We start from the raw sequence: 11240 nt of genomic DNA on the forward strand, positions 1-11240 counted from the left end.
TTCGTATGCGAATTATCACGATCTGGCGCTGGCGATCTACGGATGGGTCTCGTCGAAAGAGGGGCGACGTGAGGAAAAGCTGCTCGCCAACGAGGTCTATGCCAGCCCGATTGCGGAAGCGCATATTGACACCTTGCTTGGGAAGATAAGCGCCTGGATCGCTACCAGGCCGGGGCACGCAGCCATCACCGCCGATCTGGCCAGTGTGACGCCGCAGGGCACGACATGGGCTGATTACGCCGATTGGTTCAACCATGTGCAGGCTGYGGACAAGCGCCCGATAGCGGCGAGCTTTCATCCCGTGTTGCAAGCCCCGGGTCGGCATTCCATGCGCGACAAGATTGCGACCTTCCACGACGTGATGAATTACTTCGTGCGCGGGAAGGGCACGCACGGTGCGGGCATGCTCGATCTAGGCGCGGCGGGTGGCCTGGTGGACTTCGATACATTCCAGACCACGACCCTGTTAGGAAGGGTTGCCCATGCACGCCCACGCAACACGTTCCTTGTGCGAGATCGGCTTGGGTTCGCTCCGGTAGGGCTCGCCGACGTGGGGGTCTCGACGGAGGAGCAGCATCCCGGCTTTATCTACGCGCGCAGCCACCAGATTCCCATGTGGGCGCGCCATTCTTTCACGGCCGCGCGCATGATGCGCCTGGCGGAACAGGCCGGTGCCACGCATGGAGAATTGACCGCGGCCGCTTATTCGATCACGGCGTTCTGGCGCAAGGATTACGATCATCGCTCGCTGCCCTATCACACCTTGCACGAAGTCATGGATTTCAGGCCGCATTTCGGGCTCCTGACGGGTGCTGCTTATCCGTACAATCCGCTGACCCGTTATGCAGACGCGCGCACCTTCCTCGATCCGCTCCCACGGCTGATGCCGCGGCTGACTTTGGTCGCGAACTCCGCGAACTGGAACAACCGGGCCAGGCTCCACCGGAACGATGCGGCGCCGGATTCCATCATTGAGATCCGCGCCGAGCTAGGCACGGCGCATACGAACGTAGATAAGTTGTTGGCGATCAAGAACGAGATCGCGGGCAAGACTGGTTTCAGTTTGACCCGGACGAGCCAAGCCAGACGTTTCTACACCATCCTGGCGCACATACCGGACAACGTGAGCCTTTACCAGGCCGCCGGCACCACCTCGGCAGTCAATTCGCAGATCGCGACACGGCTCAGTCTGGTGTTGCGCAATTTGATCGCATTCAACCCTTGAGTCGTTGCATGCGGGGAGCATGAACGAAGAGGCCACCGCACGGGTGGCCTAAGTCACTGAATAAATGGTGGCTCGGGACGGAATCGAACCGCCGACACGGGGATTTTCAATCCCCTGCTCTACCAACTGAGCTACCGAGCCACAGATGCCTGCAACGAGTGTTGCGGCGAGTGGAGCCGCGTATTAAATCCGTTGCGGGCGTCGGCGTCAAGCCTCTCGTTCGGGTGGAACGTAGCCGGCGGGCTGTACCACGTCGCCGCCGAACAAGTACTTCTCCATTTCGCCGCTCAGAAAGCCGCGGGTCTTCGGATCGAGCGGGGACAGGCGCATCTCGTTGATCAGCATGGTCTGGTGGCTGAGCCACTGCGCCCAGGCCTCCTTGGAGACGTTCTCGTAAATGCGCTTGCCGAGGTCACCGGGCCAAGGGGCGAAGTCGAGGCCTTCGGCGTCACGGCCGAGCTTTACGCAATGAACCATGCGCGTCATGGGGATATCTCCGGAAGGTTGTTCAGCAGCGTGCGCACCGGGGCGGGCAGGCCGAGCGAGGCGATTTCGTCCCGGTCGCACCAGCGCTGGTCGGGGCGGTCGGCCACGGCGGTAAGCGGGGCGGCATGGTCGAACAGGATGGGCGAAACGTCCAGCCGGTAGTGGCTGAAAACGTGGGTGAAGGCGGGCAGGGGATCGGCATCGCGAATGCGTGCGAGCCGCGATGCGACCATGCCGGCCGCCGACACGTCGTCCGCTTCAGGCAGGCTCCAAAGGCCCGACCAGACGCCCTGCGCACCGCGCTTCTCAAGCAGGATGCGACCACGAGCGTCGCGCAGAAGCAGCATCGACAGCGCGCGCGTCGGGATCTTCTTGCCCGGCTTCGCGGTGGGGAGCGTTGCCGTCAGTCCGTCGCGCAGCGCAACGCAACGGGCGGCCTGCGGGCATAGCGGACACAGCGGCTTGCTGCGCACACACACCGTGGCGCCGAGGTCCATGATCGCCTGCGTGAAGTCCGCCGTGCGCGTGGCCGGTGTGTGTTCGTCCGCAAACGCCCACAAACGTTTTTCAACGGCGCTTTCACCGGGGTGGCCGGGAACGCCGTGGTAACGCGTCAGCACGCGCTTGACGTTGCCGTCCAGGATCGGGAAGCGCAGCCCATAGGCCTGCGCGAGGATCGCGCCGGCCGTCGAGCGACCAATACCCGGTAACGCCAGCAAGGCATCGATGTCGCGCGGCAACGCTCCGCCGTGGCGCTCGACGCACAACTGCGCGGCACGATGCAGGAAGCGCGCGCGGCGGTAGTAACCAAGACCGGACCACAGCGCCAGCACAGTGTCTTCGTCGGCTCCGGCCAGGGCAGCGAGCGTGGGCAGCCGGTCCACGAAGCGTTGGAAGTAACCGATGACAGTGACCACCTGGGTCTGCTGCAACATGATCTCCGACAGCCACACCCGGTACGCGTCGCGCGGGTGCTGCCAGGGAAGATCCTTGCGGCCGTGATGGTCGTACCAGCGCAACAATTCGGTGGCGAACGTGTTCATGGCGCACCCGCCGGCGCAGCGGCTGTCGAGGTCGCGGCCGGCGCCATCGAGCCGGGAACGGACCGCACTCGCAAGCCCTTGACATGCACACTGCCGATATCGACCTGGGCGGCGTCGATCGTGCCCTCCACGGGTGGCAGCGTCGGTGGCTGTCCCGCTTGCATGCCCGACCACCAGTCGGCCAACGCCAGTGGCGGCAGGTGCAGATCGGCATGATCCTGGGCGCCGTCGATCTTCAGCCCTATCGATAGCGGATCCTGCTGGTTCGCGGGTGTCACCCCGAGGACCACGTCATACGGCGCAGCCTCGCTGCGCGTCACCCGTCCGGCCATCGAGGCGCCGACATCGGCGCCGCCGCGCCACGTGGCATCGCCGTGCAGCTTCGCGCCGAAGTGGTTCTTGCTACCAGCATCGATGTCGAGATCGCCGAGCGTGAGCACGCCGTGGGCGAGCGACGGCGTGGTCGCGATAGTAAGCGAATAAGGTGTTTCGTCCGCCGTRCTCGCATCGAGCGCCAGCGTGAACCGATGGTTGTTGGCGAGACGACCGGCATCGATGTCGACATTGGAAAGCAGGAGGCGGTTACCGCGCAGCAAGGTGCTTCGCGACACGCGGAATCCGGCATCGATTTCAGGCAGGATCGCGCCTGCGGTCGAGGGACGTGGGGGCAATGTGTCGAGATACGCGGAGACGGCGTCGATATCGATGCGCGCGCCTTCTACCTCGAGTCGCGAGATCGTTGCCTCGCCACCCAGAAGGGTGCGCCATGGGAGGACCAGCTTCCCGCGCGCCGCGACGATCAGTGGCGTGTTACCGCCGTTGCCGTGCAGGGTGATGCCGTCCAGTTCCAGCGAGGGCTTTGGCCACAGGGTGGGACTGGCCGGATTTGCCAGCGTGAGGTCGAGGCCGGAGGCGCGCGCACGAGACTGCAAGAGTGCCGTGAAGCGCTCCGGCTGCAGCACCACATACATGGCGATCAGGGCCGCGACGATAAGCGCGGCGGCGATGCCGGCGACGGCGAGGAGGCCGATGCGCAGTCGACGGTTCATGGCCGCGACGCTTGCGATCCGGCGCTCACTCAGCCACCGAGGCTCGCCGGCAACAGCCCGTCGACAAAGGCTTCGGCATCGAAAATACGGAGGTCGGTGGCTGTCTCGCCGAGTCCCACATAGCGGATCGGCAACTTGAATTCACGGGCCAGTGCGAAGACCACGCCACCCTTGGCGGTGCCGTCGAGCTTGGTCACGACCAGTCCGGTAACGCCCGCGGTCTCGCGGAACTGACGGAGCTGGCTGATGGCGTTCTGCCCTGTCGTGCCGTCGATCACCATGAGCACTTCGTGCGGCGCGGCGGCGTCGAGCTTCTTCATCACACGCCCGATCTTGCCGAGCTCGTCCATCAGGCCCCCCTGCGTGTGCAGGCGGCCCGCCGTATCGGCGATGAGCACCTGCGTGCCGCGCGAGCGGGCGGCCTGGAGCGCATCGAAGATGACACTGGCGGAGTCCGCGTCCTGGCCCTGGGATACGACGGGTACCTTGTTGCGTTCGCCCCAGGTCTTGAGCTGCTCGACGGCGGCGGCGCGGAACGTGTCGCCAGCAGCCAGCATCACGCTGCGACCTTCGTCCGAATAGCGACGGGCCAGCTTGCCGATGGTCGTGGTCTTGCCCACGCCGTTGATGCCGACGGTGAGGATCACGAAGGGGCTGGATGTGGTTACGTCCAGCGGTTTTTCTACCGGCTTGAGCAAGGTCACGAGCTCACGACGCAAGGCTTTCAGCAGATCCCCGGCGTCGGCGAATTCGCGCTTGTGCATGCGCTTGCGCAGGTCCTCGACCAGGTTGCTGCTGGCTTCCACGCCTACATCGGCGGTGATCAGGGTGGTTTCGAGCTCGTCGAGCAGGTCGTCGTCCAGCTTGGGATGACGGACGAAGAGCGTGGTCAGACTTTTGGCGAAGCCGCTTCCGGAAAGACGCTCGCGCCAACTCCGCTTCGCCGGCTGAGCCGCCTCGACAATCGAGGCCTCCTCGACATCGGGTTCGACCTCGGGGGCCTCGGGCTCGGGCAGGACGGTTTCGGCGAGGGCCTCGGACACCGCCGGGCCAGCGTCGATCGAGGCGGCGTCGGCAACCTTCTCCGCGCGCTCGTCAGGTGGCGCGACGTCGGGCGTCGCGATGGGTTCGACGGGCTTCTTCTTCCAGAACTTGAGCATTGCGCCAGCGATTCAAAGACAATAGGCGAATGCTAGCACTCCCGCCCTCACTGGCCGCTGAGCGATGAGCGCGTCAGGCCGCGTCCGCATCATCGGCGGAACCCTGCGCAACTCGCGCCTGGATGTCCCCGACCTGCCAGGACTCCGGCCCACGGCCGATCGCGTCCGCGAGACGCTGTTCAACTGGCTGCAGCCCGTTGTCGGCGGGGCGCGCTGCCTCGATCTGTTCGCCGGAACCGGGGCGCTTGGCATCGAGGCGCTGTCGCGGGGTGCCCGGGCCGTCACCTTCGTCGAGCGCGACGCGCGACTGGCGGCCGCCCTCAAGGCGAATCTGGCCCGTCTCAAGGTGGAAGGCGAGGTCGTCGGCGACGATGCCTCGCGGTGGCYGCGTGGTCCCGGCCGGCCGTTCGATGTCGTCCTGCTGGATCCGCCCTTCGCCCTGGATGCCTGGGAAACGACGGCACGGCAACTGGAGGACGGCGTCTGGATCGCCGCCCATGGCTGGATATACGTGGAGGCGCCACGCGGCGCGGCCCTGAGCCTGCCCCACAACTGGTTTCCGCACCGCCAGGGTCACGCGGGGGAGGTGGCCTACGCCCTCTATCGCCGCACCCCGGCTGATCCGTTAAGCTAGCCCGCGCTTTCCTTCGACCCGCCTTCATGACTCCTCTGCCGGCCAATCCGCGACTTGCCGTTTATCCCGGCACGTTCGACCCGATCACCAACGGTCACGCCGATCTGGTGTCCCGTGCTGCGCCCCTGTTCGACCGCATCGTGGTCGCCGTGGCGGAGAGCCGTAACAAGGGTCCCGGTTTCAGCCTTGGTGAGCGCATCGCGCTGGCTCGTCTGGCATTGGCCGACCTGCCCAATGTGGAAGTTCGCGGTTTCGACTGCCTGCTCGCCCATTTCGTCGCCGAAATCGGCGCGGGTGTGATCCTGCGTGGTTTAAGGGCCGTGTCGGACTTCGAGTACGAATTCCAGCTGGCCAGCATGAACCGTCACCTGATTCCCCAGGCCGAGACGCTGTTCCTGACGCCGGCCGAGCAATACAGCTTCATTTCTTCCTCGCTAGTGCGTGAAATCGGTCGCCTGGGTGGCGATATCTCCGGCTTCGTGCATCCGGCGGTGCAGCAGGCCATGCGCCAACGCTGGCGCAACTCTTGAAAACAAAGGTGATCATCATGCGTAAGTTCGTCCTCGCCGCGTCCGTGGCCCTGACCGCCGCCCTGGCCCTCTCGGCCTGCAACAAGTCGGAAGACGCCGATCAGGCTGCCACCACGCAGGAAGCCGCCGTCGCCAAGCCGACCAATCCGACCGATACCAAGGCCTGGAGCCAGTACTTCGGCCAGATCGTGCGCAAGAACATGCAGGGCATGACGGCTGACCGTCCGTTCCCGTACTTCGTTCCGGCCGGCGACGACCAGGCTGGCCAGGACGGTCGCGCTCGCCAGCTCGACAACGTCCAGGGCACCGTTGCCCGCGGCGTCACCCCCGGCAACATGCTCGTCTTCGGTGGTCCGGAGTCGGCCAAGACCGCCGACCTCATCGTCGCCGCCTTCAAGGGCGCGAACGCCGGTTCGTTCAAGAACGTCATCGTGCTGTTCATCGGCGACCAGGCTGACCAGCAGCGCGTCGCCGATGCCTTGGCCCCGAGCGGCGCCACATACCGCTTCGTCGCGTACTGATCGACGTCCCGGTGGCGAAGAGAGGGCGCCGCACCAGCGGCGCCCTTTTTTTGTCCGCGCCTACCCCGTCTTAGGGGTAAAATGGTAGCTATGTCCCTGATCATTCTCGACACCTGCGTCAACTGCGACGTCTGCGAACCCGTGTGCCCGAACAAGGCCATCTCGCTTGGCGAGGTCTATTACGAGATCAATCCGGACCTGTGCACCGAATGCGTGGGCCATTTCGACGTTCCCCAGTGCGTCGAGGTCTGTCCGGTCGAGTGCATCCCGAACGATCCGGACCGCGTCGAATCGCGTGACCAGTTGATGCTCAAGTACGAGCACCTGATGGCGAAGGCCGCCTCGTAAGCCCTTGCCCGGTCTCATCGGTTAATCTCGCCGATAGCGATATCCCTTCCCGGAGCGAAACCCCATGGTCCATGCCCCGTCGTGGCGCGTGCTCGCCGCGAGTCTCTTTCTTGTTGTCGGCGCAGGCTGCGCCAGCGCCCAGAACGCACCGCCGCCGTCGAAAGGCCCCGGCCACGCCGCCATCGCCAGCGCCAATTACCTGGCCACCAACGCGGGCTTCGAAGTGCTCGGCAAGGGCGGCAACGCCTTTGACGCAGCCGTCGCGGTTTCGTCGACGCTCGCCGTGGTCGAACAACAGAGTTCGGGCATCGGCGGCGGCTTCATGGCCTTGTTGCATCGCGCTTCCGACAATCGCGACGTATTCATCGACGCACGTGAAACCGCGCCGAAGGCCGTCGACATGAAGGTCTATGTGGGCAAGGACGGTCAGCCGAACCGGGACGTGTCGACCAATGGCCCGCTCTCCGCCGGGATTCCGGGTGAGCCCGCCGGCCTGGTCTGGATGGCGGCGCACTACGGCAAGCTGCCGCTGTCGGTCTCCCTCGCTCCGGCCATCCGCATCGCCACCGAAGGATTCCAGCCCGACGCACGCTTCCTCGGCACCATCGATGACCGTAAGGACGTGCTCGCACGCTATCCAGCATCGGCGGCCGTCTACCTTCCGGGCGGAAAGGTGCCCACCGCCGGCTGGACGCTCAGGCAGCCGGATCTGGCGAAGACCCTGCAGCGTCTCGCGGCGAAGGGGCACGACGGTTTCTATAAGGGCGAAACCGCGAAGCTGCTCGTGGACGCATCCCGTGGCGCTGGCGGCAACTGGACCGCCGCCGATCTCGAGGCTTACCAGGCGAAGGAGCGCCAGCCGCTGAGCATCGACTACAAGGGTTATCGCATCGTCACCGCACCGCCGCCGTCGTCGGGTGGCGTGGCGATTGCCGAGGTGCTCAACATCATGTCGGGCTTCGACCTGGCCAAGCTCGATCTCGCCCATTCGACGCATTTGACGATCGAGGCGATGCGCCGCGCGTTCCGCGATCACAACGAATACCTGGGCGATCCCGACTTCGTGAAGATGCCGCTCGACATGCTGCTCTCGGCGTACTACGCCGACGGCCTGCGGGCGACGATCTCACCGGACAAGGCCACGCCGTCCGATCTCCTGCCGACCTCGATGGCGCCCGAGCCGGGCATGCACACCACGCACTTCTCGGTGATTGACGCCGACGGCAACATGGTCGCCTCCACCCTCACGGTGAACCTGGAGTTCGGCTCGGCCTTCATCGCCAAGGGCACCGGTGTGGTGCTCAACGACGAAATGGATGACTTCGCCCTCGTGCCGGGCCAGCCCAATGCCTTCGGCCTGCGCGGCGCGCTGGCCAATGCGCCGGAACCGGGTAAACGCATGCTGTCGTCGATGTCGCCCAGCTTCGTTTTCGGTGCCGACCGTACGGCCGTGATCGGCTCGCCCGGTGGCTCGACCATCATCACGCAGGTGCTGGAGGGCATTCTCGCCTTCATTGACGGCAAGAGCGCCTCCGAGATCACGGCGCAGAAGCGCTATCACCATCAGTACCTGCCCGACCGCGTCGATGTGGAAGCTGGCGTTTTCGACGATGCCACGACCAAGGCGCTGACGGACATGGGGCATGTACTGCGGAACCGCTCGCCCTGGGGATTCATGAACGTGGTGACCTGGGACCACCGGACGAACAAGCTCGACGCCGCCAGCGATCCGCGTCGCCCGTCGGGCCTGGGCAAGGTGCAGTAAGGTTGCCTGCATGAAGCTATGGTCACTCATCGGCAACTCGCAGCGGCTCGACGGCGGTGCGATGTTCGGCAATGCGCCGCGCGCCATGTGGTCGCGTTGGGTGGCGCCGGACGCGGAGAATCGCATCCCGCTCGCCTGTCGCTGCCTTCTCGTCACCGGGCTCGATGGCAGGAACGTGCTGTTCGAGACGGGCATCGGCGCCTTCTTCGACCCGGCCATGCGCGAACGCTTCGGCGTGGTCGAAGATCGCCACGTGTTGCTCGATTCGCTCGCCGAGGCCGGTCTTCGTCATGAGGACATCGACGTCGTCGTGCTGTCGCACCTGCACTTCGATCACGCAGGCGGCTTGCTGGCGCCCTGGGTGGAAGGGTGCCCGGCGACCCTGCTGTTTCCGAACGCACGCTTTCTGGTGGGCGCCGATCACTGGGAGCGTGCACGCGATCCGCATCCTCGCGACCGCGCCTCGTTCATTCCCGAACTGATTGGTCTGCTGGAGGCGAGCGGCCGGCTCGAACTTGTCGAGGCCGGACGGCCCTCGTCACTGGGCGACGCCGTGCGCTTCGAATTTTCCGAAGGCCACACCCCGGGCCTGATGCTCGCGGAGGTGGGTGGCGTGGCGTTCTGCGCCGATCTCATCCCCGGCCGGCCATGGGTGCACTTGCCGGTGACGATGGGTTACGACCGTTGGCCGGAAAAACTGATCGATGAGAAACGGGTGTTTCTCGACGACAAGATCGCACGTGGCGTAAAGCTTTTCTTTACCCACGACCACGGTTGCGCCATGGCGTCCGTGGAACGGGACGGTAAAGGCCGTTACACGGCTGCCGATATGCATGAACGACTAAGCGGCATCGAAGCGTAAGGACGCCGATAGCGGGCACGGGGGCAGGATGAAGTCGAAACACAAGATGAAAGACACGGGCATGGCCTGGAGCGCGCGCGTTACCGGTGCCGTGCTATTGCTTGCGGGACTGGGCCTGATCGCCTGGAACGAACACCGCGTCATGGACTACGGCGCAGCGATAGCGCGCCACGGTTCGCCGGTGCTGGACCTGGGTGCAGAGGGACGGCCCTCCGCCGGGCAGTACGGTTCGATGACGCGTGTCAGTGGCACGCCACAGATTCTCGACGCACCGCGCGATCCGGAGTTCAACGTCCGGGCCGATTCGCCGATCCTCATCCGTCACGTGGAAATGTTCCAGTGGCGCGAGATCACGGTGGGGGGCAGCACGCATTACGAACTGGACTGGGTCGATCGCCCCATCGATGCGACCAACTTCGCCAAGCCGGCGGGACACGTGAATCCGGGTGCCTTCCCTATCCAGGGGCGTCAGTTCGAAGCGGGTGAAGTAAAGCTGGGCAACTTCAAGCTGTCCACGCCGATCATCCGCGCATTCCCCGGACGGATCGACATCGCGCCTGACGAACACAAGCTGCCAGCGAACCTGGCTGCGACCTTCCAGCGCGTGGACGACAAGCTCGTGACGAGCAGCAAGCCGTCCAATCCGCGCCTGGGCGACCTTCGGATCAGCTGGGAAGCCGTGCCGGTGCAGTCGATGACGGTGCTGGCGCGCATCGACGGCGATACGCTGGCGGCGCGTGAGCCGAAGGATGGCGATCCCGGCTTCGATGTGCAGGTGGGCGACCGCAGTTTGCTCGACGTTCTGCCCGCCCTGCCCGAGCCGCCACAGGCGGTGCTGCTGGTTCGCCTCGCGGCGTTCGTGCTCGCGGCCCTGGGTGCGTTGCTGCTGGCATGCACAAGCCGCCTGCGCAACGATGTGCTGTTCGCCGCCGGTATCGGTGCCGTGGTGGTGCCCGCCGTGGCGGGAGTGATGTGGCTGGCTGGCGACGCGATGACGGCAAGCGTATGGTTGCTCGTTGCCGTGCTCGGCGCGGGCCTGGCGATCTGGCGCGTCCAGCAGCGCTCGGCATTGCCGTCCGACTGACCCCTCAGGAGCGAGACCATGCGTATCACCGGCCTTTACGCGGCACTGCTGACCCTGCTTATTCTCGGCCTGGCGGTCCGCGTGATGCTCATCCGCCGGCGCACGCGCATCGGCCTGGGCGATGGTGGCGACCGTGCGGTCGCCTGTGCCATTCGTGCGCATGGCAACGCCACGGAATACGTGCCGCTGGCGTTGATCCTCCTGCTGGTTCTCGAACTCGATCAGACCGTGCCGCTATTGCTTCATGCGTTCGGCGTGGCGCTGGTGATCGCGCGACTCGTCCACGCCGTGGGTCTGTCGCGGGCAGCGGGCAATTCGGCCGGACGCGCCGTGGGGGCTGCTCTGACCTTGTTAGTCATCGGGTTGATGGCGCTGATGCTTATCTGGCAATACGTGGTGATCCACGTGATCGCCGCCTCGGTGTAGGCGCCGCTTCAGCGGCGGCCCCTTGTGGGAGCCGCTTCAGCGGCGATAGGGTGCTAGCGATAACCCGGCCCGCTGCCGCGGGATCGCCGATGAATCGGCTCCCACAG

General features: G+C 65.3%; 13 protein-coding genes and 1 tRNA gene. 9 read left to right on the top strand and 5 right to left on the bottom strand.

Annotated elements, in window-relative coordinates; genetic code table 11:
* A partial coding sequence (locus AC1DT2_RS08445; RefSeq protein ID WP_477295840.1) for a hypothetical protein occupies window positions 1-1225 on the top strand: 1225 nt, incomplete at its 5' end.
* Window positions 1226-1290: 65 nt separating this feature from the next.
* Here the strand turns inward: AC1DT2_RS08445 and AC1DT2_RS08450 are convergent.
* The 5 genes from AC1DT2_RS08450 to ftsY all read right to left on the bottom strand — a co-directional run bounded on the left by AC1DT2_RS08450 (window position 1291) and on the right by ftsY (window position 4963).
* Window positions 1291-1366, bottom strand: a tRNA-Phe gene (locus AC1DT2_RS08450).
* 66 nt (window positions 1367-1432) lie between these two features.
* A complete protein-coding gene (locus AC1DT2_RS08455; protein ID WP_477295841.1) occupies window positions 1433-1711 on the bottom strand; it encodes an oxidative damage protection protein in 279 nt (92 codons plus the stop codon).
* Entirely contained in the window at window positions 1708-2754 is a 1047-nt protein-coding gene (mutY, locus tag AC1DT2_RS08460) for an A/G-specific adenine glycosylase (RefSeq protein WP_477295842.1), read from the bottom strand. Before mutY ends, AC1DT2_RS08455 begins: the two co-directional genes overlap by 4 nt.
* Window positions 2751-3803 carry an AsmA family protein gene (locus tag AC1DT2_RS08465; RefSeq protein ID WP_477295843.1) on the bottom strand — a complete coding sequence of 351 codons (1053 nt, stop codon included), beginning with the start codon at window positions 3801-3803 and terminating at the stop codon, window positions 2751-2753. The genes mutY and AC1DT2_RS08465 overlap by 4 nt, the downstream gene beginning before the upstream one ends.
* A gap of 29 nt (window positions 3804-3832) precedes the next feature.
* Complete coding sequence (gene ftsY / locus AC1DT2_RS08470) at window positions 3833-4963, bottom strand: signal recognition particle-docking protein FtsY (protein ID WP_477295844.1); 1131 nt, start codon at window positions 4961-4963, stop codon at window positions 3833-3835.
* Between the two features lie 64 nt (window positions 4964-5027).
* Here ftsY and rsmD point away from each other — a divergent pair, with 64 nt between their 5' ends.
* From rsmD to AC1DT2_RS08510, 8 genes are all read left to right on the top strand, one after another.
* Window positions 5028-5597, top strand: coding sequence for a 16S rRNA (guanine(966)-N(2))-methyltransferase RsmD (gene rsmD, locus AC1DT2_RS08475; protein WP_477295845.1), 570 nt, complete (start codon window positions 5028-5030; stop codon window positions 5595-5597).
* A 26-nt stretch (window positions 5598-5623) separates the two neighbouring features.
* Window positions 5624-6127 carry a pantetheine-phosphate adenylyltransferase gene (gene coaD / locus AC1DT2_RS08480; RefSeq protein WP_063571678.1) on the top strand — a complete coding sequence of 168 codons (504 nt, stop codon included), beginning with the start codon at window positions 5624-5626 and terminating at the stop codon, window positions 6125-6127.
* A 17-nt stretch (window positions 6128-6144) separates the two neighbouring features.
* Window positions 6145-6648: a hypothetical protein gene (locus AC1DT2_RS08485; protein WP_063571689.1), complete on the top strand. Its 504-nt coding sequence runs from the start codon at window positions 6145-6147 to the stop codon at window positions 6646-6648.
* Between the two features lie 90 nt (window positions 6649-6738).
* Window positions 6739-6996, top strand: coding sequence for a YfhL family 4Fe-4S dicluster ferredoxin (locus AC1DT2_RS08490; protein WP_063571679.1), 258 nt, complete (start codon window positions 6739-6741; stop codon window positions 6994-6996).
* Between the two features lie 64 nt (window positions 6997-7060).
* Window positions 7061-8761 (top strand): gamma-glutamyltransferase, encoded by a 1701-nt coding sequence (ggt, locus tag AC1DT2_RS08495; protein WP_213948708.1) that lies wholly within the window; start codon window positions 7061-7063, stop codon window positions 8759-8761.
* Window positions 8762-8771: 10 nt separating this feature from the next.
* A complete protein-coding gene (locus tag AC1DT2_RS08500; protein WP_477295846.1) occupies window positions 8772-9623 on the top strand; it encodes an MBL fold metallo-hydrolase in 852 nt (283 codons plus the stop codon).
* 28 nt (window positions 9624-9651) lie between these two features.
* Window positions 9652-10707 (top strand): TMEM43 family protein, encoded by a 1056-nt coding sequence (locus tag AC1DT2_RS08505; RefSeq protein WP_477295847.1) that lies wholly within the window; start codon window positions 9652-9654, stop codon window positions 10705-10707.
* 18 nt (window positions 10708-10725) lie between these two features.
* On the top strand, window positions 10726-11133 hold the full coding sequence (locus tag AC1DT2_RS08510; protein ID WP_477295848.1) for an MAPEG family protein: 408 nt from the start codon (window positions 10726-10728) through the stop codon (window positions 11131-11133).
* The last annotated feature ends 107 nt before the right edge of the window (window positions 11134-11240 follow it).

The organism is Luteibacter sp. P4_E6 (assembly GCF_056401535.1).